This is a genomic window from Streptomyces racemochromogenes, from assembly GCF_039535215.1.
Classification (GTDB): domain Bacteria; phylum Actinomycetota; class Actinomycetes; order Streptomycetales; family Streptomycetaceae; genus Streptomyces; species Streptomyces racemochromogenes.
The window spans coordinates 1,829,709-1,852,392 of the sequence record NZ_BAAAWT010000001.1; the positions used below are offsets into that span (position 1 = coordinate 1,829,709).

At 71.9% G+C, this 22,684-nt stretch carries 24 protein-coding genes and 1 pseudogene; 1 reads left to right on the forward strand and 24 read right to left on the reverse strand.

Annotated elements, in window-relative coordinates; all coding sequences use genetic code 11:
- Positions 1–46: 46 nt before the first annotated feature.
- The 7 genes from ABD973_RS08220 to rpsB form a co-directional block, all read right to left on the reverse strand.
- Positions 47–1,147 (reverse strand): thiamine ABC transporter substrate-binding protein, encoded by a 1,101-nt coding sequence (locus ABD973_RS08220; RefSeq protein ID WP_125822706.1) that lies wholly within the window; start codon positions 1,145–1,147, stop codon positions 47–49.
- 265 nt (positions 1,148–1,412) lie between these two features.
- Positions 1,413–2,528 carry a dual-specificity RNA methyltransferase RlmN gene (gene rlmN, locus ABD973_RS08225; protein ID WP_007266848.1) on the reverse strand — a complete coding sequence of 372 codons (1,116 nt, stop codon included), beginning with the start codon at positions 2,526–2,528 and terminating at the stop codon, positions 1,413–1,415.
- Between the two features lie 135 nt (positions 2,529–2,663).
- A complete protein-coding gene (locus ABD973_RS08230; RefSeq protein ID WP_125599128.1) occupies positions 2,664–3,740 on the reverse strand; it encodes a phosphatidate cytidylyltransferase in 1,077 nt (358 codons plus the stop codon).
- Positions 3,740–4,297 carry a ribosome recycling factor gene (gene frr / locus ABD973_RS08235; protein WP_125822705.1) on the reverse strand — a complete coding sequence of 186 codons (558 nt, stop codon included), beginning with the start codon at positions 4,295–4,297 and terminating at the stop codon, positions 3,740–3,742. The genes ABD973_RS08230 and frr overlap by 1 nt, the downstream gene beginning before the upstream one ends.
- Positions 4,298–4,391: 94 nt before the next feature.
- Complete coding sequence (gene pyrH, locus ABD973_RS08240) at positions 4,392–5,171, reverse strand: UMP kinase (protein WP_007266845.1); 780 nt, start codon at positions 5,169–5,171, stop codon at positions 4,392–4,394.
- Positions 5,172–5,333: 162 nt separating this feature from the next.
- Complete coding sequence (gene tsf / locus ABD973_RS08245) at positions 5,334–6,170, reverse strand: translation elongation factor Ts (protein ID WP_125599134.1); 837 nt, start codon at positions 6,168–6,170, stop codon at positions 5,334–5,336.
- A gap of 134 nt (positions 6,171–6,304) precedes the next feature.
- A complete protein-coding gene (rpsB, locus tag ABD973_RS08250; protein ID WP_345499541.1) occupies positions 6,305–7,180 on the reverse strand; it encodes a 30S ribosomal protein S2 in 876 nt (291 codons plus the stop codon).
- 250 nt (positions 7,181–7,430) lie between these two features.
- Here rpsB and ABD973_RS08255 point away from each other — a divergent pair.
- Positions 7,431–7,853 (forward strand): annotated as a pseudogene (locus tag ABD973_RS08255) (peptidoglycan DD-metalloendopeptidase family protein); the annotation flags it as partial.
- Positions 7,854–8,012: 159 nt separating this feature from the next.
- Here ABD973_RS08255 and ABD973_RS08260 read toward each other — a convergent pair.
- From ABD973_RS08260 to proS, 17 genes are all read right to left on the reverse strand, one after another.
- Positions 8,013–8,570: a TetR/AcrR family transcriptional regulator gene (locus ABD973_RS08260; RefSeq protein WP_345504505.1), complete on the reverse strand. Its 558-nt coding sequence runs from the start codon at positions 8,568–8,570 to the stop codon at positions 8,013–8,015.
- An 84-nt stretch (positions 8,571–8,654) separates the two neighbouring features.
- Positions 8,655–9,491 carry an RNA polymerase sigma factor WhiG gene (gene whiG, locus ABD973_RS08265; protein ID WP_125594831.1) on the reverse strand — a complete coding sequence of 279 codons (837 nt, stop codon included), beginning with the start codon at positions 9,489–9,491 and terminating at the stop codon, positions 8,655–8,657.
- A gap of 209 nt (positions 9,492–9,700) precedes the next feature.
- Positions 9,701–10,882, reverse strand: a complete 1,182-nt coding sequence (dprA, locus tag ABD973_RS08270) for a DNA-processing protein DprA (RefSeq protein WP_125822704.1) — start codon at positions 10,880–10,882, stop codon at positions 9,701–9,703.
- A complete protein-coding gene (locus ABD973_RS08275; protein WP_345499544.1) occupies positions 10,879–12,873 on the reverse strand; it encodes a YraN family protein in 1,995 nt (664 codons plus the stop codon). The genes dprA and ABD973_RS08275 overlap by 4 nt, the downstream gene beginning before the upstream one ends.
- A gap of 117 nt (positions 12,874–12,990) precedes the next feature.
- Positions 12,991–13,311, reverse strand: a complete 321-nt coding sequence (locus ABD973_RS08280) for a DUF2469 domain-containing protein (RefSeq protein WP_007266836.1) — start codon at positions 13,309–13,311, stop codon at positions 12,991–12,993.
- 55 nt (positions 13,312–13,366) lie between these two features.
- The gene (locus tag ABD973_RS08285; protein ID WP_125594835.1) at positions 13,367–13,867 is read right to left on the reverse strand and encodes an NUDIX hydrolase; all 501 of its coding nucleotides are present in this window, start codon (positions 13,865–13,867) and stop codon (positions 13,367–13,369) included.
- Positions 13,857–14,615, reverse strand: coding sequence for a signal peptidase I (gene lepB / locus ABD973_RS08290; protein WP_125822640.1), 759 nt, complete (start codon positions 14,613–14,615; stop codon positions 13,857–13,859). Before lepB (ABD973_RS08290) ends, ABD973_RS08285 begins: the two co-directional genes overlap by 11 nt.
- 44 nt (positions 14,616–14,659) lie before the next feature.
- A complete protein-coding gene (gene lepB, locus ABD973_RS08295; RefSeq protein WP_125822639.1) occupies positions 14,660–15,559 on the reverse strand; it encodes a signal peptidase I in 900 nt (299 codons plus the stop codon).
- A gap of 113 nt (positions 15,560–15,672) precedes the next feature.
- The gene (lepB, locus tag ABD973_RS08300; RefSeq protein ID WP_386382869.1) at positions 15,673–16,665 is read right to left on the reverse strand and encodes a signal peptidase I; all 993 of its coding nucleotides are present in this window, start codon (positions 16,663–16,665) and stop codon (positions 15,673–15,675) included.
- Entirely contained in the window at positions 16,658–17,383 is a 726-nt protein-coding gene (gene lepB / locus ABD973_RS08305; RefSeq protein WP_125822637.1) for a signal peptidase I, read from the reverse strand. The genes lepB (ABD973_RS08300) and lepB (ABD973_RS08305) overlap by 8 nt, the downstream gene beginning before the upstream one ends.
- A 44-nt stretch (positions 17,384–17,427) precedes the next feature.
- Positions 17,428–17,778, reverse strand: coding sequence for a 50S ribosomal protein L19 (gene rplS / locus ABD973_RS08310; protein ID WP_007266830.1), 351 nt, complete (start codon positions 17,776–17,778; stop codon positions 17,428–17,430).
- Positions 17,779–17,911: 133 nt separating this feature from the next.
- Positions 17,912–18,733, reverse strand: coding sequence for a tRNA (guanosine(37)-N1)-methyltransferase TrmD (trmD, locus tag ABD973_RS08315; protein WP_125594839.1), 822 nt, complete (start codon positions 18,731–18,733; stop codon positions 17,912–17,914).
- Positions 18,733–19,335: a ribosome maturation factor RimM gene (gene rimM, locus ABD973_RS08320; protein ID WP_125822636.1), complete on the reverse strand. Its 603-nt coding sequence runs from the start codon at positions 19,333–19,335 to the stop codon at positions 18,733–18,735. Before rimM ends, trmD begins: the two co-directional genes overlap by 1 nt.
- A gap of 77 nt (positions 19,336–19,412) precedes the next feature.
- Positions 19,413–19,652 carry an RNA-binding protein gene (locus tag ABD973_RS08325; RefSeq protein ID WP_007266827.1) on the reverse strand — a complete coding sequence of 80 codons (240 nt, stop codon included), beginning with the start codon at positions 19,650–19,652 and terminating at the stop codon, positions 19,413–19,415.
- 2 nt (positions 19,653–19,654) lie between these two features.
- Positions 19,655–20,092, reverse strand: a complete 438-nt coding sequence (gene rpsP / locus ABD973_RS08330; RefSeq protein ID WP_007266826.1) for a 30S ribosomal protein S16 — start codon at positions 20,090–20,092, stop codon at positions 19,655–19,657.
- A 289-nt stretch (positions 20,093–20,381) separates the two neighbouring features.
- A complete protein-coding gene (locus tag ABD973_RS08335; protein ID WP_125594841.1) occupies positions 20,382–20,978 on the reverse strand; it encodes a hypothetical protein in 597 nt (198 codons plus the stop codon).
- A 203-nt stretch (positions 20,979–21,181) separates the two neighbouring features.
- A complete protein-coding gene (proS, locus tag ABD973_RS08340; protein WP_007266823.1) occupies positions 21,182–22,594 on the reverse strand; it encodes a proline--tRNA ligase in 1,413 nt (470 codons plus the stop codon).
- Positions 22,595–22,684: the final 90 nt, after the last annotated feature.

The window sequence follows — 22,684 nt, forward strand, 5'->3', positions numbered from 1 at the left end:
GCGAGCCTGACGGCCGTGGCGCGCCCGCCCTCCGCGGGAGGGCGCTCTACTTCACGACGAGCGAGGACCACGTCTTGACCCACTGCTCACGGTTCTTGGCGATGGCCTCCGGAGCGACGTTCTCCGGCTTGTCGACCACGACGCCGTGCTTCGTGAACAGGTCGGGCAGCTTCGCGTCCTTGACCACCGGGTTCACGAACATCTGGAGCGGCATGTCCTCCTGGAACTTCTTGGAGACCAGGAAGTCGATGAGGGCCTTGCCGCCCTCCTCGTTCTTCGCGCCCTTGAGCAGGCCCGCGAACTCCACCTGGCGGAAGCAGGTGCCGGTGGCCACGCCCGTGGGCGCCTCGGCCGGCTGCGGCTCGCCGTAGAGGACCTCGACCGGCGGGCTGGAGGCGTAGGAGACGACCAGCGGGCGGTCGCCCTTGGCCTTCTTGCCGCCGGCGGAGCCGGAGAAGCGCTCGTTGTAGGCCTGCTCCCAGCCGTCGACGACCTCGACGCCGTTGGCCTTGAGCTTGCTCCAGTAGTCCTTCCAGCCCTCCTCGCCGTACTTGCCGACGGAGGCGAGGAGGAAGCCGAGTCCGGGCGAGGAGGTCGCGGCGTTCTCGGTGACCAGCAGGTTCTTGTACTCCGGCTTGACGAGGTCGTCCAGGGTCTGCGGCGGGGCTGTCTTCTTGTCGGCGAAGTACGCCTTGTCGTAGTTGACGCAGATGTCGCCGGAGTCGACGGGGGTGACGCGGTGCTGCTTGTCGAGCACGAACTCGGGCTTCACCGTGTCCAGGCCCTTGGCCTGGTAGGGGGTGAAGACGCCGTTGTCGAGGGCGCGCGAGAGCAGGGTGTTGTCGACGCCGAAGAAGACGTCGCCGCGCGGGGAGCCCTTGGTGAGGATCTCCTGGTTGAGGGCGGCGCCGGCGTCGCCGGACTTCAGCACCTTGACGGTGTAGCCGCTCTGCTGCTCGAACTCCTTGAGGACCGCATCGGTCACGTTGAAGGAGTCGTGGGAGACGAGCGTGACCGTCTTGGACTTCGGGGCGTCGCTCGCGCCCGCGGACGTGTCCTTGGCGTCGCCGCCGCCGCAGGCGCTGAGCGTGGTCACGCCGAGCGCGGCCGCGAGCGCCGCGCCCGCGATCTTCTTGGTGGTGCTCACTGGTGATTCCTCCTGGGATGACCAGGAGAAGACGCGGCCCCGCCCGGCGCTCTGCGGGAGCGGACGCCGGGCAGGGCGCAACAGCTTGAGTGGTGACCGAACTTCCTACCCCGAATGACCGGGGCGAGGTTCAGAGGGTCTGCGGATGACGGATACCGCACTCTCAGCGCTGTGGCGCTCCCCTGTCGGAATATGCAATTGGTTCGGCCACAGGGTACCCCTGCGGCCGATTCACGCCGACCCCTGTCCGGAACGCGGCCGGAATCTAGCGTTCCGAGGCCGCGAGCTGGCCGCACGCGCCGTCGATCTCCTGGCCGCGGGTGTCCCGCACGGTCACGGGCACGCCGTGGCGGGCGATGGCCTCGACGAAGGCCTTCTCGTCCTCGGGGCGCGAGGCCGTCCACTTGGAGCCCGGCGTCGGGTTCAGCGGGATCAGGTTCACGTGCACGCGCTTGCCCTTGAGCAGGCGGCCGAGCAGGTCGCCGCGCCAGGCCTGGTCGTTGATGTCGCGGATCAGGGCGTACTCGATGGAGATCCGGCGGCCGGACTTCTCCGCGTACTCCCAGGCCGCGTCGAGGACCTCGCGGACCTTCCAGCGGGTGTTCACGGGGACGAGGGTGTCGCGCAGCTCGTCGTCCGGGGCGTGCAGGGAGACCGCGAGGCGGCACTTGAAGCCCTCGTCGGCGAACCGCAGCATCGCCGGGACCAGGCCGACGGTGGAGACGGTGATGCCGCGCTGCGACAGGCCCAGGCCGTCGGGCTCCGGGTCGGTGAGGCGGCGGATGGCACCGACGACGCGCTTGTAGTTGGCGAGCGGCTCACCCATGCCCATGAAGACGATGTTGGAGAGCCGGGCCGGGCCGCCGGGGACCTCGCCGTCGCGCAGGGCGCGCATGCCGTCGACGATCTGGTGCACGATCTCGGCGGTGGAGAGGTTGCGGTCCAGGCCCGCCTGGCCGGTGGCGCAGAACGGGCAGTTCATGCCGCAGCCGGCCTGCGAGGAGATGCACATCGTGACCCGGTCCGGGTAGCGCATCAGCACGGACTCGACGAGCGTGCCGTCGTGCAGCTTCCACAGGGTCTTGCGGGTGGTGTCGTTGTCGCAGCTGATGTGCCGCACGACGTTCATGAGCTCCGGCAGCAGCTCCTGCTGGAGCTTCTCGCGCGAGGCGGCGGGGATGTCGGTCCACTCGGCCGGGTCGTGCGCGTAGCGGGCGAAGTAGTGCTGCGAGAGCTGCTTGGCCCGGAAGGGCTTCTCGCCGATCGCGGCCACCGCCTCGCGGCGCTCGGCCGGCGTGAGGTCGGCGAGGTGCCGCGGGGGCTTCTTCGCTCCGCGGGGCGCGACGAAGGTGAGCTCGCCCGGAACGGGACGGGGGGCCATGCTGTACTCCTCGGTACGACGGGGTGGGGGTCACCCCGCGCGTGCAGGGCCGGTCCGCGGCGACTCGGCCGCCGGACGGAAAAGGCGCGCCACGTGCACGTGGCGCGCCCTCCAGGATAACCCGGCCCGGCCCGGTCAGCCGGTGCCGACGAACGCCGCCAGCAGCAGCCAGACCACCGGAGCGGTCGGCAGCAGCGAGTCCAGCCGGTCCATGATGCCTCCGTGGCCCGGGAGCAGCGTGCCCATGTCCTTGATGCCCAGGTCACGCTTGATCATCGACTCGCCGAGGTCGCCCAGGGTGGCGGAGACCGCCACGGCGAGGCCCAGTACCAGGCCCTGCCACCAGGCGCCGTCGTCGATGAGGAACTCCATGCACAGCGCGCCGGCCCCCATCGCGAAGGCCACCGCTCCGAAGAGCCCCTCGCGGGTCTTGCCGGGGCTGATGCGCGGGGCGAGCTTGGTCTTACCGAAGCGCCAGCCGACCGCGTACGCCCCGGTGTCGCTGACCACGGTCAGCAGCAGGAAGGTCACCACCCGCTGAGGGCCGTCGTCGGGGGTCAGCAGCATCGCGACGAACGTGGCCAGGAAGGGCACGTAGAACGCCGCGAAGACGCCGGCCGTGACGTCCTTGAGGTAGTCCTCGGGGGGCTCGGTCATCCGCCACACGAGGACGGCCAGCGCGGTGAGCGCCATCGCCACCCAGGCGCCCTCGGCCCCGCGGACGTACCCGGCGATGATCATCGCCGCGCCGCCGACCGCGAGCGGGACCAGCGGGGCCTTGATGCCCTTCTTCTCCTGGAGCCGGGAGGTGAGCTCCCACAGGCCGACCACGACCGCGACGACGATGACGCCGACGAAGACGGCCTTGACGATGAACAGCGAAGCGAAGATCACCGCACCGAGGCCGACGCCGACCCCTATGGCGGCACGCAGATCCCGCCCCGCGCGCTTCTTCTGCGGCGGGGGCGAGGCGTCCTGCGGGGCCTGCGGAGGCGGAGGCGGGGGGCTGGGCATGGGCTCCTGCAACGGCGTCTCGGCGCGGAACGGGGGGCCGCCGACGAAGGCGGCCCCCCGATCGCGTGCTTCCCGGTCGTCGAAGGCACGGCCGGCGGCATCGGGCACGATGGGCATGGGCGCAGTCTGCGGGCCCACCAGCGCATCGTATGCGGGACCCGCCGGAACCGGCTCAGCGGCCCAGGGAGAGTCGTTCATCAGACCTCGAGGAGCTCGGCTTCCTTGTGCTTGAGCAGCTCGTCCACCTGCGCGACGTACTTCGCGGTGGTGTCGTCGAGCTCCTTCTCGGCGCGGCGCACCTCGTCCTCGCCGGCCTCCTTGTCCTTGATCAGCTTGTCGAGGGCGTCCTTGGCCTTGCGGCGCACGGAGCGGATGGAGACCCGGGAGTCCTCGGCCTTGGTCTTGGCGACCTTGATGAACTCCTTGCGGCGGTCCTGCGTCAGCTCCGGGAAGGTCACCCGGATGATGCGGCCGTCGTTGCTCGGGTTGACACCGAGGTCGGAGTCGCGGATCGCCTGCTCGATGTTGCGCAGCGCGGAGGCGTCGAACGGCGTCACGATCGCCATGCGCGGCTCGGGCACGGCGAAGGAGGCGAGCTGGTTGATGGGCGTGATGGCGCCGTAGTAGTCCGCCACGATCTTGTTGAACATCGCCGGGTGCGCACGGCCGGTGCGGATCGCGGCGAAGTCTTCCTTGGCGACGACGACGGCCTTCTCCATCTTCTCCTCGGCCTCGAGGAGGATTTCTTCGATCACCACGTGCTCCTGCATGTCAGATTTGGATGGTTCAGGCGGGCGCGGGCGGTCCGGGCCGCCCGGACCGGACCCCTGCGGGTCCGGCTCGGTGGGCTCAGGCCCGGGTGCCCTGGTCGCTTACGAGCGTGCCGATCTTCTCACCCTTGACGGCGCGGGCGATATTGCCTTCGGCCAGCAGCTCGAAGACCAGGATCGGCAGCTGGTTGTCGCGGCACAGCGTGATGGCCGTGGCGTCGGCGACCTTGAGGTCCCGGGACAGCACCTCGCTGTACTCCAGCGCGTCGAACTTCACCGCGTCCGGATTGGTCTTCGGGTCGGAGTCGTAGACCCCGTCGACACCGTTCTTGCCCATGAGGAGGGCTTCGGCGTCGATCTCCAGGGCACGCTGGGCGGCCGTGGTGTCGGTGGAGAAGTAGGGCATGCCCATGCCCGCGCCGAAGATGACGACGCGGCCCTTCTCCAGGTGGCGCACGGCGCGCAGCGGGATGTACGGCTCCGCGACCTGCCCCATGGTGATGGCGGTCTGGACCCGGCTGTCGATGCCCTCCTTCTCCAGGAAGTCCTGGAGGGCGAGGCAGTTCATGACGGTTCCGAGCATGCCCATGTAGTCGGACCGGGCCCGGTCCATGCCGCGCTGCTGAAGCTCCGCGCCGCGGAAGAAGTTGCCGCCGCCGATGACGACCGCGATCTCGGCCCCGTCGCGGACCACGGCCGCGATCTCGCGGGCGATGGCGTGCACGACGTCGGGGTCGACACCCAGTCCGCCGCCGCCGGAGAAGGCTTCGCCGGACAGCTTCAGCATGAAGCGGCGACCCTTCTTCTCGTGGTCGCTCTTGTCGTCGGATGCGGTGTGGGGGTCCACGCCCTGATTCATGGAGATCTCCTCGTGCACATACGAAGAAGGCCATTGCCGGTGGGTCCTCGCGGTTCCCTCTGCGGCAATGGCCTCCTCGTCAGATCTGCGGTCGTCCTGCGCGAGCGCGGACGACTGCTTCAGACCCTATCGGGGTCCGGTGTCCGTCGTGTACGGACGGACTCAGATGCCGACCTTGATGCGGGCGAAGCGCTTCAGGGTGACACCGGCCTCGTCCAGAACCTTCTGGACGGACTTCTTGTTGTCCAGCGCGTACGGCTGGCCGAGCAGCGTGGCGTCCTTGAAGAAGCCGTTGACGCGACCCTCGACGATCTTGGCGATCGCGGCCTCGGGCTTGCCCTCGGCGCGGGTGGTCTCCTCGGCGACGCGGCGCTCGGACTCGACGACCTCGGCCGGGACGTCCTCGGCGGTCAGGTACTTCGGCGAGAACGCGGCGATGTGCTGGGCGATGCCCTTGGCCAGGTCGGCGTCGGCCTTGTCCAGCTCGACCAGGACACCGATCTGCGGGGGCAGGTCGGGCATGGTGCGGTGCATGTAGGAGGCCACGAAGGCACCCTGGTACGCGGCGAAGCGGTCCAGGACGATCTTCTCGCCGAGGTTGGCGTTGGCCTCGTCCACGAACGCCTGGACGGTCTTGCCGGCCTCGATCTCGGACGCCAGCAGCGCCTCGATGTCCGCCGGCTTGGTGGCGGCCACGTGGGCGGCGAGCTGGTCGGCGACGGCCAGGAACTTCGGGCTCTTGGCGACGAAGTCCGTCTCGCACTTGAGCTCGACGAGCACGCCGGAGGTGGCGTCCTCGGAGATCAGGGAGGTGACGGCACCGTTCTCGGCGGAACGGCCCTCGCGCTTGGCGACACCCTTCAGGCCCTTGATACGCAGGGCCTCGACGGCCTTGTCGACGTCGCCGTCGGACTCGACGAGGGCCTTCTTGCAGTCCATCATGCCGGCGCCGGTGAGCTCGCGGAGCTTCTTGACGTCAGCGGCGGTGTAGTTCGCCATGAGTCTGTGATTCTCTCTCGAAGTCGTAGATCTACGGGTGAACGGCGGAGGAGCGCGCTCGTGGCGCGGCTCCCCCGCCGTCATCGTCCGTGCTGTGAGTGCCCGGCGGGTGAACGCCGGGCGCTCTCAGTGGGTCAGGCCTGCTCGGCGTCCGCGGCCGGGGCCTCGGCCTCGGCGGCCGGAGCCTCGGCAGCCGGGGCCTCGGCGGCGGGGGCCTCGGCGTCAGCCTTCTTCTCACCCTCGAGCAGGTCGCGCTCCCACTCGGCGAGCGGCTCGGCGGCGGCCTTCTCGCCCGGCTTCGAGTCGCCGGTCGCGGCGCCGGAGCGGGCGATGAGGCCCTCGGCGACGGCGTCGGCGATCACGCGGGTGAGCAGGGTGACGGAGCGGATCGCGTCGTCGTTGCCCGGGATCTTGTAGTCGACCTCGTCGGGGTCGCAGTTGGTGTCGAGGATCGCGACGACCGGGATGTGCAGCTTGCGCGCCTCACCGACGGCGATGTGCTCCTTCTTGGTGTCGACGATCCAGACGGCGCTGGGAACCTTCGACATCTCGCGGATACCACCGAGGGTCTTCTCCAGCTTGGCCTTCTCGCGGGAGAGGACCAGGAGCTCCTTCTTGGTGAGACCCGAGGCGGCGACGTCCTCGAAGTCGATCGCCTCAAGCTCCTTCAGACGCTGGAGGCGCTTGTAGACGGTGGAGAAGTTGGTGAGCATGCCACCCAGCCAGCGCTGGTTGACGTACGGCATGCCGACGCGGGTCGCCTGCTCGGCGATGGCCTCCTGCGCCTGCTTCTTCGTACCGACGAACATGATGGAGCCGCCGTGCGCGACGGTCTCCTTCACGAACTCGTAGGCGCGGTCGATGTACGACAGCGACTGGAGCAGGTCGATGATGTAGATGCCGTTGCGCTCGGTGAAGATGAAGCGCTTCATCTTCGGGTTCCAGCGACGGGTCTGGTGACCGAAGTGGACGCCGCTCTCCAGCAGCTCCCGCATCGTTACGACGGCCATGGCCATCTCCTTGGTTTCTCGGTTTTGGTTCCTGACGCCCCGCCGCGCCCTGCCCCTTGAGGGACCGAGAGACGCTTTCACCTGACCGGAACCGGTCGGCGCTGGGGCGTGCGAAGTCGACCCGGTGACCCGGATCGCCACAAGAAGTGTACGGGACCCGGCGGTATGCCGGGTGACGCCGTTGTCCACACCCCGTCGGCCGTCCACAGGCCCCGGCGGGGCGGCCCGCCCGCGCGCGATCCTGCCGGACATGACGAAACTGCTGCTCATCCTGCTTCTGGTCCTGCCCGGTCCGCTGCCGGGGCCGCTTCCCGCACCCGGGCCCGCGGCCCCCGATCCGGCCCCGTCCGCACCCGTCGCACCGGTGCGCGGCGGGGGCGCGGCGGGCGGGGTGCGGGGCGCGCGCCCGCTGCCCGCGCCGCTGTCCGTGGTGCGCTGGTGGGACCCTCCGCCGACCCCGTACGCGGCCGGCCACCGCGGTGTGGACCTGGCGGCGCCGGCCGGGGCCGAGGTGAGGGCCGTGGGGCCTGGGCGGGTGCACTTCGCCGGGCGGGTGGCGGGGCGGGGGGTGCTCTCGCTCACCCTGCCGGGCGGCCTGCGCACCACGTACGAGCCGGTGCGGCCGCTGGTGGCGCAGGGGGAGACGGTCGAGGCGGGGCAGGTGGTGGCGGTGCTCACGGAGGGCTCCCACTGCCCGGGCCCCTGCCTGCACTGGGGCCTGCTGGCGGGTGAGGACGCCTATCTCAACCCGCTGTCCCTGCTCCCCGCGGCCACGCCCCGGCTGCTGCCGGGAGCTCCCCGGGGAGCACCCGCGCCCGGGCCGGTGGGTTCCTCAGGCGGTGACGCCCCGCAGGGCCATGACGACGGCCGTCTCGGTGATCACGTCCGGGTCCTCGGCGGCGCCGAGCTCGATCCGGCGGGCCGCGGCGTCCACCACGCCCTGGAGCAGCATCGCGGACAGCCTGGGCTCCGGCAGCCCGAGGGCGCCCAGGGCCTCGACGATCATCGCCACCAGGCCCCCGTGGGCGGCGCGGATCTTCTCCCGCGCGCCGGCGTCCAGCTCGCCGGCGGAGATCGCCACCACCGCGCGGTGGCGCCGGTCCCCGATCAGCCCCAGCTGGGTGCGCACGTAGGCCTCGATCTTCGTCTCCGGCGTGGCCGCACGCTCCATCGCCGCCTCGATCTCGGCGGCCCAGACGGGGAAGTCCACCGCGCACAGCTCTTCGACGACGGCCGCGCGGGACCGGAAGTACTCGTACACGGACGACCGGGCGAGCCCGGTCCGCTCCGCGAGGGCGGGGAAGGTCAGGGCTTCCGTCCCGCCTTCGGACAACAGGGAACGGGCGGCGTCCAACAGGGCGCCGCGCTGCATCGACCGGTGCTCGGCCACGGAGGCCGCTCGAATCCTGGGCACGTCACCACTGTACGGAGGTCCCGCAAGGGGTGTCCGCCCCGTCGGCGGGCCGCCGGCGGCTCAGCGGCCGACGTCGGCGAGCTTGGCCCGCAGCTGGAGCACGGACTTGGTGTGGATCTGGCTGACCCGGCTCTCGGTGACGCCCAGCACGTTGCCGATCTCGGCCAGGGTCAGGCCCTCGTAGTAGTAGAGGGTCACCACGGTCTTCTCCCGGTCCGGGAGGGTGTTGATGGCCCGCGCGAGCAGCCGGCGCAGCTCCCGGTCCTCGGCCACCTCGACCGGGTTGTCGGCGGCGGTGTCCTCCAGGGTGTCCATCAGGGAGAGGCGGTCGCCGCCCTCCCCGCCCACGTGCAGCAGCTCTTCCAGGGCGACCACGTTGGCGAGGGACAACTGGCTGAACACCGTGTGGAGTTCCTCCACCGCGATGCCCATCTCCCCGGCCACCTCACCCTCGGTGGGGGTGCGCCGCAGCTGGGCCTCCAGCGTCGCGTAGGCCCGCTCGACGGCCCGCGCCTTCTGCCGCACGGAGCGCGGGATCCAGTCCAGCGCGCGCAGCTCGTCGATCATCGCCCCGCGGATGCGGGTGATGGCGTACGTCTCGAACTTGATGGAGCGTTCGATGTCGAACTTCTCGATCGCGTCGATCAGCCCGAAGACTCCGGAGGAGACGAAGTCGGCCTGCTCCACGTTGGGCGGCAGGCCCACGCTGACGCGGCCGGCGACGTACTTCACCAGGGGCGAGTAGTGCAGGATCAGCTGCTCCCGCAGCCGCTCGTCGCCCGAGTCCTTGTATGAGCGCCAGAGCACCTCCAGGGACGAGGGCGCGGTGGACCGCACACTGCCGCGGGCAGCGGGGGGCACCGCAGCGCGGTCGGACCCTGAGGTGTGCTGGGGCATGCTTCGCCTTTGCCGGAGCCGGATTCCTTGGGAGCGTAGCGTGACGGAAGTGTCGCGGTGCGCGAAGAGTACGGGATGGCACGGGGGCCCAGGGGCGTCCGCCCTCGCGCGGGCGGCCCGGGACCGGCGCCTCGCGCACGGTCCCGGCGAGTGCCACCGGGAGGACCGCGTCTGTCATCGCCGTCACTCTTTCACCGGAACGCCCCAGGTCAACGACCGCCTCGCCGGTCGGCTCCGGATTGCACCCCCTCTCGCGACGTCCGCGGGGTCAACCGCCAGCCGTCGCCCTGCCGTTCGACGAACCCCAGAGAGTGAAGTTCGTACAGTCTGCCGATGACTTCATCGGTGCCGGAGGCCGCGGCGAGGGCGATCTCGTCGAGCCCCGCGGCCCGTCCCGCGGGGAGCGCTTCCAGTACCCGCGCGGCGCCGGGGGCCAGCAGGTCACGGGCGTGCACCGGGCCGCGCCGGGCGGGGGCCAGTTCGCCCATGTCGCCGACGAGCTCGACGATCTCGTCGGCGTCGGTGACGAGCACCGCCTCGCCGCGCAGCAGTTCGTGCACCCCGGCCGAGAGGCCGCTGGTGGCCGGGCCGGGTACGCCCATGGTGAGGCGGCCCAGCTCCTGGGCCCTGCGGGCGGTGACGAGGGAGCCGCTGCGCAGGGCGGCCTCCACGACGACGGTCCCCCGGGTGAGGGCGGCGATGACCCGGTTGCGCAGCACGAACCGGCTCGGGGTGGGGTGGGTGCCGGGCGGCAGTTCGCCCAGGACCAGCCCCTGGCGGGTGATCCGGCCCAGGAGTCCGGCGTGCCCGCGCGGGTAGACCGTGTCCACCCCGCAGGCCAGTACGGCCGCGGTGGCCCCGCCCGAGGCGAGGGCCCCGCGGTGGGCGGCGCCGTCGATCCCGTACGCCGCCCCGGAGACGACCACCCAGCCGCGCTCGGCGAGCCCGGCGGCCAGGGTCTGCGCCATGTGGGCCCCGTACGGGGTGCAGGCCCGGGCCCCGACCACGGCGACCGAGCGCAGGGCCCAGGTCCGCAGGTGCGGGCGGCCCCGCAGCCAGAGGCCGACGGGCCGGGCGTCGCCGAGGTCGTCCAGCTGGGTCGGCCACTCCGCCGAGCCGGGGCACACGAAGCGGACGTCCGCTGCGGCGGCGCTCTCCAGGTCCCGCAGGGGCTCCGCGACGGCGGCCCGCCTGCGGTACCCCGCGAGCCGCTCGGGCCCCACGCCGGTCAGCGGGCCGGGCTCCCGGCCGGGGCCGGTCAGCAGCCCCATCACCGCGGCGGCCCCGAGTTCGCGGATCCAGCGTCCGCCGTGCTCGTCGCCGGGCTCCAGCACCCGGGTCAGCGCGGCCCGGGCCACGAGCTCCGCGCCGGGCCGCTCCCCGGCGCTCACGGTCCCGTCCCCAGGGCCTGGGCCGCGCCCCGGGCGATCCCGGTGCGCAGTTCCAGCGCGACGGCCGCGTCCAGCGCGTCGGGGCGGTCGCGGCCCCGCAGGTCGGCGACGGTCCAGGCGACCCGCAGCACCCGGTCCAGGCCCCGGGCGGTGAGCAGTCCGCGCTCCATGTCCCGCTCGGCCAGGGCCAGGGCGCCGGGGCCGGCGGGCCAGCGGGTGCGCAGCTCGTGGCCCGGCACCTCGGAGTTGAGCCGCCACGGGGTGCCGGCGAGCCGGGCGGCGGCCCGGTCGCGGGCCTCGCGGACCCGGTCGGCGACGGCGGCGGTGGGCTCTCCCCGGCCGCCGCGGCCGAGCAGGTCGGAGCGGGTGACGGGCTCCACCTCGACCCGCAGGTCGACCCGGTCGAGCAGCGGCCCGGACAGCCGGGCCTGGTAGCGCCGGATCACCGAGGCGGGGCATTCGCAGCCGGCCCCGGTCAGGGTGTGGCGGCCGCACGGGCAGGGGTTCGCCGCGAGGACCATCAGGAACCGGGCGGGCAGCCGTACCACCCCGGCGGCCCTGGCGATGACCACGTGCCCGGCTTCGAGGGGCTGCCGCAGGGCGTCCAGCACCTTCCCGCTGAACTCGGCGGCCTCGTCGAGGAAGAGCACCCCCCTGTGGGCCAGGGAGACCGCCCCCGGCCTGGGGATCCCGGCCCCGCCGCCGACCAGCGACTGCATGGTCGCGGAGTGGTGCGGGGCGCAGTACGGGGGCCGGCCGACCAGCGGTTCGCCGGGCGGCAGGATTCCCGCGACCGAGTGGACGGCCGTCACCTCCAGGGAGTCCTGTCGGGTGAGCGGCGGCAGCAGCCAGGGCAGCCGCTCGGCGAGCATCGTCTTGCCCGCGCCCGGGGGCCCGCTGAGGAAGAGGTGGTGGCCCCCCGAGGCCGCCACCTCCAGTGCCCGGCGGGCGCCCTGCTGCCCGGCGACGTCGGCGAGGTCGGGGGAGTCCGCGGCCTCTCCCCGGCCCGCGAGGCCCGTCCCGAGCCCGGCGCCGGGGACGACCAGCCCGGCGAGCATCGGATCGGGGCGCCCGGCCTGCGGCGGGGGGTCCTCCTCGGGCACCTCCCCGCCGGTCAGCACCGCGATCAGCTGCCGCAGGCTGCGCACGCCCAGCACCGAGACGTCCGGGACCAGGGTGGCCTCGGCGGCGCACTGCTGCGGCACCACCACCTGCCGGTAGCCGGCCTCCGCGGCGGCGAGCACGGCCGGCAGGATCCCCCGCACCGGGCGCACCCGGCCGTCGAGGCCCAGCTCCCCGATGAGCACGAGGTCGGCGATCCTGCCGGGGTCGACGACCTCGGCGGCCCCCAGCACGGCCGCGGCGACGGCCAGGTCGAAATGGGCGCCGGACTTCGGCACGGACGCCGGGCTGAGTCCGACCGTGAGCTTCTTCTGCGGCCAGGGGGCGCCCGAGTTCGCCACGGCGGCCCGTACCCGGTCGCGGCTCTCGACCAGGGTCTTGTCCGGCAGTCCCACCAGCGTGAAGGCCGCCACCCCGGGCTCCAGGTCGGCCTGTACCTCCACCAGTACGCCCTCGACGCCCACCAGGGCCACCGAGCAGGCCCGCGCGAACCCCATCAGGCCACCCCCCCTGACGTGCTCCACCACGGGCGCGCCGCGCCGGGGCAGGAGGACTCCGACGAGGTCGATCCGCACCCCGCCCGGCGGCGGGCCCCCGTGGTCGGCGAGCCACCGCCCGGCGAGCCCGCGCAGCCGGTCGGCCTTGCCGGCCCGGACGGCGGCCATGGGATGTTCGAACGCGCCCTCGCGGCGCGTCTTGACCTCGCACACGACGAGGGCGTCCCCGTCGCGGGCGACGATGTCGATCTCCCCGGCCCGGCACCGCCAGTTCCTGGCGATCACCGTCATCCCGGATTCGGTCAGCCTCCGCGCGGCGAGCTCCTCGCCGTACCGCCCCAACGCCTGCCGTGCCACGTCCTTCGCGTCCATCCGGCACCACCTCCACCGCTGACGGTCCCGGTTCCGGGCGCAGCGAGTGGATCTTGGTGGACAACCGGCGCGTTGTGGACGACCGGCTCACCCCTGGGGGTGAACCGGCCCGCGGGATCAGCCCGGCAGGTCGGCCCCCGGCAGTTCGAGGTCGCTCTTGTTGAGCTCCTCGATGTTCACGTCCTTGAAGGTCAGCACGCGCACCTGCTTGACGAAGCGGGCCGGCCGGTACATGTCCCAGACCCACGCGTCGGCCATGGAGACCTCGAAGAAGACCTCGCCCTGGACCGAGTGCACCTGCATCTCGTAGTCGTTGGTGAGGTAGAAACGTCGTTCGGTCTCGATCACGTACTTGAACAGCCCGACGACGTCGCGGTACTCCCGATAGAGCTTCAGCTCCATCTCGGTCTCGTACTTCTCGAGGTCCTCGGCGCTCATGGCATGTTCCCCTTCAGCCGTGCGTCCCCCTATTGTGCGCCAGCGCCGTACGCCCCTAAACGATTTCCGGGGCGAGGACCACCGGAGCGCCCGGAGGACCGTCGTCGAGCAGCGTCCGGAGCAGCTCGGCCAGTCTGGTCGGGTACACCGTCTCACGCGCCGCGAGGAGTTCCTCGGAGGTCCACCACCTGGCCCCCGTGACGCTGCGCCGCTCCAGCTCCGTGAGGCCGCCCATCACGGTGTCGGTCTGGGCGGTACGGGCCAGGAAGTACCACTCGTCCTGCTCCCAGCGCCTGCCGTCGAAGGGGAAGGAGCAGTACCGGTGCCACAGGACCGGCCCCAGTTCCACCTCTGTGATCCCGGTCTCCTCGGCGAGTTCCCGCAGCGCGGCCTGCTCCCGGCTCTCGGTGCCCTCCAGGCCCCCGCCGGGGGTGAACCACCAGTCGTCGGCGGGATCGTCCGGCTCGAAGCCGTGCAGCAGCAGGATCCGGTCCTCGGGATCGAGCAGGACCACCCGCGAGACCTTGCGCGGCGTCCCGGACGGCTCAGCGGCCATCGGAGCCCGCCCTGCCGCGCCCGCGTCCCAGGAGCCGCGCGAGCGGCCCGTAGGCCCCGCCGAGCAGCACCAGGGCCCCGCCGACCAGCACCGCCGTCACCTGGAGCCGCAGCGGGCCGGGTGCGGAGGTCCCGCCGGGCAGGGCGGCGAAGACCTGCGGCCGCTCCAGCATCTTCGCGTCCGGCCAGGCGAGGGCGTCCACGCGGGCCGCGACCGCGGACCGGGGCACCGTTCCCTGGCCGGCTTCCTGGAGGTGCGAGCGGGAGTCCAGCGAGCCGCCGCGCCGGTCGCCCAGCAGGAAGAGGTTGCCCTCGGGCACCTTCACCTCGAACGGCGTCGTGCCCGCGGCCGCAGCGCCGTCGCCCTCCCGGTCCAGGTACGGCTCGTCCAGCGGCCGGCCGTTGACGGTCACCCGGCCGCCCTGCCCGCAGCAGGAGACGGTGTCGCCGCCGACGGCGACGACCCGCTTGACCATGGGCGAGTTGCTCCACACGGTGTCGGTGAAGACGACCACGTCACCGCGCCGCACCTCGCCGCCGTCGATGCGCTCGGCCAGCACCCGGTCGCCCGGCCGCACCGTCGGCACCATCGAGTCCGTCGGCACCGTGTACGGCTGGTAGACCACGGCGCCCCAGACGAAGCCCCCGAGGAACAGCACGAAGCCGACGGCCACGGCGATCCCCGACAACGTGTTGCCGAGGCCGCCGCGGCCGTCCTTGCGCGCGCGTATTGCCTGCGTTCCGCCCATTGCAGCGCCCCCATGACTCGGAGATCGTCGACCTGGGCGGCACCCTACCGGGCGGTACGCCCCTTGGTCAGCCTCCGCCTGCGCCACATGACCAGGGGAACCGCCCCGACGAGCCCCAGCGCGGCCGGGGTGACCCCCGCCGCGCCCGCGCCGCTCGCCTGCGGCGAGTGCAGCGGCGCCGGGGGCTGGTTGCCCAGGCCCGGCTGGTCGAAGGTGTCCGGGACGGGGAGCGTGGCCCAGCGGGTGACGGGCCACGCCACCACGACGGCCCGGCCGACGACGTCCTTGACCGGGACGAAGCCCTGGGTGGAGTCCTGCTGGTGGTAGCGGGAGTCCTGGGAGTTCTGCCGGTGGTCGCCCATCACCCAGATCTTGCCCTTGGGCACGGTGATCGGGCCGAAGGGGAAGTCGTCGCAGGCGCTGTTGCCGGGGAAGATGTACGGCTCGTCGAGCGCCTTGCCGTTGACGACGACCGGGCCGCCCTTCTTGCACTCCACGGTGTCCCCGCCGATGGCGATCGTCCGCTTGATCAGGTCCTTCTCGTCGGCGGACGGCATCAGGCCGATCTTGCTCAGGATCGTCTGCGCGATGTTGGGCTCCGGGGTGGGTTCGCCGGCCAGCCAGTTCGCTGGGTCGTGGAAGACCACGACCTCGCCGCGCTCGGGCTCCGAACCGAACCACGGGGTGAGCTTGTCCACCAGCACCCGGTCGCCGCGCTGCAGGGTGTTCTGCATCGAGTCGGACGGGATCGAGAACGCCTGCACCAGGAAGGTCTTGATCAGCAGGGCCAGCAGCAGGGCGATACCGATGAGGAGCGGGAGCTCCTTCCAGAAGGAACGCTGCGGCCTCTCCGCCTCGGCGCCCTCCTCCCCGGTCTCGTGCCCGACGGCGTCGTCCGGCCGCTCCTCGCCCTCATCGCGTCCGGATCGTGCGCCTACCGCCACGTCCCCCACATCCACTCCTCACTCGGAAACCGCTGCCCGCACCGGAACAGGAACGGGCCCTCCCCTCCCCTAACGAGCGGGAGTTCCCTAAGGCGCGGGAGACCAGGGCCACACTATGCGAAGGGCGTGCTCCGACGGCGCCGACGGGGCCCGCGCCGCCGTCCGCCCCGTACGGGATCGGGCACCTGCAGGAAGGTCGCCGGCTGGTCGAGTCCGCGCCAGTGGTCGAAGGGCCAGGCGATCACCACCGCCTGCCCGACCACGTTCTTCTCGTCGACGGTGCCCTCGAAGGCCTCGTCCAGGTGGTAGCGGGAATCGGCCGAATTGGCGCGGTGGTCGCCCATGACGAAGATCCGCCCGGCCGGTACGCGCACCTCGAATCGGATTTCGGAGGGGGCGTTGCCGGGTGACACGTAAGGCTCATCGAGCGGCGTTCCGTTGACGGTCACCCGTCCGCGGGCGTCACAGCACTTGACCGTGTCGCCGCCGACGCCGATGACCCGCTTGATCAGATCCTGTTCGTCCGCCGAGGGCAGCAGGCCGATGAAGGTCAGGGCCTGCTTGATCTGCCTGACGCCCGCCGGATCCGGTTCGGGCCTCGCGGCCTCGCCCTTGAGCCAGCCGCCCGGGTCCTTGAACACGACGACCTCGCCCCGCTGGACCTTCGAGCCGAACCACGGGGTCAGCTTGTCCACCAGCACCCGGTCCCCGATCCGGATCGTCTGCTCCATGGAGCCGGAGGGGATGAAGAAGGCCTGCACCAGGAAGGTCTTGAGCAGCAGGGCTATGCACAGCGCGACCGCCACCAGCAGCGGCAGTTCGCCCACGCGGCGGGTGCGCCTGCGCCGGCGGACCTTGCGCGCCAGCCGGCGCCGCTCGGCCCGCCCTCCGGGCTCGACGGGCTCGACGGGCTCCACCGGCTTCACGCCCTCGGCGTCCTCGGCGTCCTCGGCGTCCCGCGCCTGACGCTGGGACGCGGCGGGCTCCCGGGCGGGCGCGGGTCCGGGGCCGCGCCGGGTCCGCTCGGACCGTTCGGGCCGTTCCGGCTCGCCGCCCCGCCCGGGCTCCGGACGGCCGGCACCCCGCGGGCGCCCGCGGCTACCCATGCGGGCCGTCCCCGGTCCGCGCCGCGGGCACCGAACCCCAGCGCGTCACCGGCCAGCCGATCCAGTCGGCCCGCCCGATCACCTTCTCCACCGGCACCATTCCCCCGCCCGGCTCCCCCAGGTGGTCCCGGGAGTCCCGGGACTGGGAGCGGTGGTCGCCCATGACCCACAGGGTCCCCAGGGGAACGGCGATCCGGAAGGGCACCTTCGAGGCCGGGTCTCCGGCGTACAGGTAGGGCTCCTCCACCGGGACTCCGTTGACCTGGATCCGGCCGCCCTGGTCGCAGCACACCACGTCGTCCCCGCCGACACCCACGACCCGCTTCACGAAGTCGGTGTCGGAGGGCTCCGCGAGCCCGAGCGCCGAGAGCGCGCCGTGCACGGCGTCGCCCACCGGGTTCCCGCCCGCGGGCTCCCGTACGAAGGAACCGGCGCCGTCGAAGACCACCACGTCCCCCCGCCGGGGCTCGGCGCCGAAACGGTAGGCCAGCTTGTTGACCAGGACCCGGTCCCCCACCTGCAGGGTCGGCTCCATGGAGCGGCTCGGGATCTGGAAGGGCTGGACCACGAAGTTGGCCAGCAGGAGCAGGAAGACGGCGCAGCAGACCCCGATCAGCCCGGCCCGCCGCCAGGACCCGGAGAAAGCAGAACGCGGCCGCCCCTCCCCCTGTTCGGGGGAGGAGTGGCCGCGCTGTGTGAGCTCTGCTTCGGTGTCCATCGGGTGGGAGCCTATCCGGCCGTCCCCGGGACCCGGAGAGGAGATCAGCGGTCGCGCTTCTCCTTGATCTTCGCGGCCTTGCCGCGGAGCTCACGGAGGAAGTACAGCTTGGCGCGACGCACGTCACCGCGGGTGACGAGCTCGATCTTCTCGAAGATCGGGGAGTGGACCGGGAAGGTGCGCTCCACGCCGACGCTGAAGGAGACCTTGCGGACGGTGAAGGTCTCGGAGACGCCAGAGCCCTGGCGACGGATGACAACGCCCTTGAACTGCTGGATACGGGAGCGGTTGCCCTCGATCACGCGGACGTGCACGTTGATCGTGTCACCCGGGCGGAAGGCCGGGACGTCCGAGCGCAGGGAGGCGGCGTTGACGCCATCGAGCAGGTGAGACATGTTGTTCGTCTGCTTTCTTCGCACGACGCCACAGGTCGCCGGTGCGGGTTTCCGGAGAGAATTCGGGAGCCGTGCCACACCCCGTACGGCGATCCCCCTGTGGCAGGAGCGTACGGAAGCACACAGCAGCCGCCTATTCTTCCACGGCCGGCGGCCTGCGCCAAAATCGGCCGTCCCCCGACGGCTTCCAGCCCAGGATGCTGAGGATCTCGCGGTCCTTCTTGTCGAAAGCGGAGGCCTCGCAGCGCTCGATCAGGTCAGGGCGGTTGCGGGCGGTGCGGCGGAAGGCCTCGTCCCGGCGCCAGCGGGCGATCTTCCCGTGGTGACCGCTGAGCAGCACCTCGGGGATGCCTCGGCCGCGCCACTGCGGGGGCTTGGTGTAGACGGGGCCCTCCAGCAGGTTGGCCATCTCACCGGGGGCGAAGGAGTCGTCGCGGTGCGATTCGGCGTTGCCGAGCACGCCGGGCAGCAGCCGGGCCACGGCTTCGGTGACGACCAGCACGGCCGCCTCCCCGCCCGCGAGGACGTAGTCGCCGATGGAGACCTCGTAGACCGGCATCCGCGTCGCGTACTCGTCCATGACGCGGCGGTCGATGCCCTCGTACCGGGCCGGGGTGAAGATCAGCCAGGGGCGCTCGGAGAGCTCGACGGCCAGTTCCTGGGTGAAGGGCCGGCCGCTGGGCGTGGGCACGACCATGACCGGGCCGTGCGCGCCGGACTCGTAGCCGTCGGCCAGCGCCGAGTCCAGGGCCTCGCCCCAGGGTTCGGTCTTCATGACCATGCCGGGGCCGCCGCCGTACGGGGTGTCGTCGACGGTGTTGTGCCGGTCGTACGTCCAGTTCCGCAGGTCGTGGACGTGTACGTCGAGCTGGCCGCGGGCCCGCGCCTTGCCGACCAGGGAGACGTTCAGCGGTTCCAGGTACTCGGGGAAGATCGTGACGACGTCGAGCCGCATCAGGCGTCGTCCCCGGACTTCTCGCCCCCGGCCTTCGCGGCGTCAGCGGCGGCCCCGTCGGCCTCGGCGTCCCGCGCGGAGGCGATCACGGCGTGGTCGTCGATCAGCCCGGGCGGCGGGGTGATGACGCAGCGCTGCTCCTCCAGGTCGATCTCGGCGACGATCTCCTCGACGAAGGGGATCATGACCTCGGTGCCGTCCGGGCGCTCGACGATGAAGAGGTCCTGCGAGGGCAGGTGCGAGATCTCGGTGATCCGGCCGATCTCGGTGCCGTCCTCGAGCACCACGTCCAGGTCCATGAGCTGGTGGTCGTAGTACTCGTCCTCCTCCTCGGGCAGCTCCGCCGGGTCGACGTCCGCGATCAGGAGGGTGTTGCGCAGCCCCTCGGCGGCGGTCCGGTCCTTGACGCCCTCGAAGCGGAGCAGGAGGCGGCCGCTGTGCACCCGGCCCGTCTCGATGGTCAGCGGACCCGCCGACGCCGGGTCGGTCCGCAGGACGGCGCCGGGCGACAGACGCAGCTCCGGCTCGTCGGTCCGCACCTCGACGGTGACCTCACCCTTGATCCCGTGGGCGCGGCCGACCCGCGCTACTACCAGCTCCACCTGTATCTCCTGTTCAGACGACAACGGGCCGGGGCGGGCACGTGTGCCCTCCCCGGCCCGTGCCGGTGTTCAACTGCTCAGCGGACCTGGTCCACGTCGACGAGGTCGACGCGGATCCCCCGGCCGCCGATGGCGCCCACGACGGTGCGCAGGGCACGAGCGGTGCGGCCGTTGCGGCCGATCACCTTGCCGAGGTCGTCGGGGTGGACCCGGACCTCCAGCACCTGCCCGCGGCGCAGGTTGCGCGAGGCGACCTGCACGTCGTCGGGGTTGTCCACAATGCCCTTTACGAGGTGCTCAAGAGCCTCCTCGAGCATGCTCAGGCCTCGGTCGACTCGGCGGCGGCCTCAGCCTCGTCCGCCTTCTTGTCGGCCTTCTTCTTCTGCGTGATGGCCTCGCCCTTGCCCTCGCCGACGCCCTCGAGGGCCTTGGCGAACTCGTCGAAGGAACGACGCTTGTCTTCCTTCGTCGCCGGCTGCAGCAGCGGCGCCGGGGCCGGGAGGCCCTTGTGCGCCTGCCAGTCACCGGTGAGCTTCAGGATGGCGAGAACGGCCTCGGTGGGCTGGGCGCCCACGGACAGCCAGTACTGCGCGCGCTCGGCGTTGACCTCGATGCGCGAGGGGTTGTAGGTCGGCTGGTAGATGCCGATCTCCTCGATCGCGCGACCGTCCCGGCGGGTGCGGGCGTCGGCGACGACGATGCGGTAGTGCGGGGAGCGGATCTTACCGAGGCGCTTGAGCTTGATCTTGACTGCCACTGGAGTGGTGTCTCCTGAACTTGACGTGGTTGGGCACTTGAGATGCCACGTGGGGTTGCGGTACTCGGATGCCCGATGGACGCGTCAGCCGGAGGAGAGAGGGGTCCTATGCGACTGTCGAGTACAGCTGCCCATTGTGCCACACGCCCGCGATGCCTCCGAGCGGGAGGGACCGCCCCGGCGCCCCGGACCGCGGGCCGCGGCGCGGGCGGCAGCACCGGCCAGACCGGCCCCGCCCCGTCAGCCCGGACCGGCCCCACCGGACCGCGCCGCACACCGGCGGCCGCGCTCAGGACGCGGCCGCGGTGGCGACCTCGGGGATCCGGAAGGGCTTCATGCAGCCGCCGCAGACGATCGGCGCCTGCGCCAGCACGGAGGGGACCACCCGCACGTTGCGCCCGCAGTCGCAGACCGCCTTGACCCGTACGCCGCCGCCCGAGGAGCCGTGCCGGGCCGCCGGGCCGCGGAAGCTGCGCTTGGTGTCGGCCGCGGTGGCCGCCGTATGCGCCTTGAGGGCGCGCTGGAGCCGCTCGATGGTGGGGCGGTAGCGCTTCTTGGCCTCGGGGTTGAGGGTGACCAGGGAGAACCCGCTGCTGGCGTGCGGCTCCTCGGAGTGGTCCAGCCCCATCTCCTCGGCGATCGCGAGGAATCTGCGGTTGTGGTAGCGGCCGGCGCGCGAGGTGTCACGCACTCCGCGGGCGGCGGCGATGCCGTGGACTGCCTCGTGCAGCAGTCGCTCGAAGGAGAGTTCGGCGCCGCAGGCGGACGAGGACTCTCCGATCAGGGACTCGGGCGCGGCAAGGTCAGGCAGCTCGGGGTGGTACCGCTGAATGTCGGCCCACGCCTGCGCCAGCTCTGCGGCGAGAACAGGTGGTGTCGTGCTCACGTCGTGACAACGAGCCGGGGTGCCCCGGTGTTCCGATTCCGGGCCATTCCAAATTTTTTGCACGTACCAGTCAGTTCACTCTGATGCGTCCTGACGAGGACGGGTGCGCATATCCCAGGAGGAGTCGGTACGTAAGGAGGGCTATCGACACCGACGCCCCCGGTGCGCGGCCGGAGCCGCACGCCAGGGGCGCCAGGGGGAGATCAGTACGAGCGCGCGACGATCGCGAGCGTACCGGGGGCGTCGTCGGCCACCGGGACCGACCCGTCCTCGGCCACCAGGCAGCGCACCGACACGGCCTGCTCGCCCAGCTTGGCCTCGCCCTCGGGACCGAGGTCGGCCCACGGGATGCGCGCCCAGCCGCCCGCGATGGCGGCCTCGGCGGCCTCCTCGATGGTGGCGACGTCGCTGGTACGGGCCTCGCGGCGCTCGCGGGACTCGCGCAGCAGCTGCGCCTGGTCCTCGTCGAGGACCTTGGGCAGCAGGTCGACGAGGGCGTCGATCTGGACCGGGGTCTTCCCGCCCGGGATCCGGCGGGCCAGCATCGCGGTGCCGGCCTCCAGGTCGCGGGGGCCGATCTCGATGCGCACCGGTACGCCCTTGAGCTCCCAGTCCACGGCGCGGCGGCCGAAGGGGGTGTCGACGCGGTCGTCGACGTGCACGCGGATGCCCGCGGCCTTGAGCCGGTCGCCCAGCTCGCGGACCTTCGCCACGGCCTCGTCGCCCTTGATCGCCATGACGACGACCTGGACGTTGGCCAGGCGCGGCGGCACCCGCAGGCCGTTGTCGTCGCCGTGCGACATGATCAGACCGCCGACCATGCGGGTCGAGACGCCCCACGAGGTCTGCCAGACCAGCTCCTGCTGGCCCTCCTTCGACAGGTACTGGGTGTTGAAGGCCTTGGCGAAGTTGGTGCCGAGCTCGTGGCTCGTGCCCATCTGCAGGGCCTTGCCGTCGCCCATCATGCCCTCGAGGGTGAGGGTGTTGATGGCGCCGGCGAAGCGCTCCTTGGCGGTCTTGCGGCCGAGCACGACGTCGATGCCGAGCACGTTCGTCATGAAGTCGCCGTAGACGTCGCGGTGGATGCGGGCCGCGTAGTCGCGGGCGTCCTCGTACGTGGCGTGGGCGGTGTGGCCCTCCTGCCAGAGGAACTCGCTCGTACGGAGGAACACGCGGGGGCGCATCTCCCAGCGGACCACGTTGGCCCACTGGTTGATCAGCAGCGGCAGGTCCCGGTAGCTCTGGACCCACTTGGAGAAGTAGTCGTTGATGATCGTCTCGGACGTGGGCCGGACGACGACCGGCTCCTCCAGCTCCTTGCCGCCGCCGTGGGTGACGACCGCGAGCTCGGGGGCGAAGCCCTCGACGTGCTCGGCTTCCTTCGTCAGGTACGACTGCGGGATGAAGAGCGGGAAGTACGCGTTCTGGGCGCCGGCCTCCTTGATGCGGGCGTCCATCTCCTGCTGCATCCGCTCCCACAGGCCGTAGCCGTACGGGCGGATGACCATGGTGCCGCGGACCGGACCGTTGTCGGCCAGCTCGGCCTTGTTGATCAGATCCTGGTACCAGCGGGGGAAATCCTCCGCCTGCGGGGTGAGAACGGGTGCCTTTGCCATGGCGCGAATGGTACGGCGCCGGGCGGGTCGAGCGTGAATCGGGTGGCGCGCTCCTCTGGACGCGGGGGCGAATGGGGAGTTCCCTGGCAA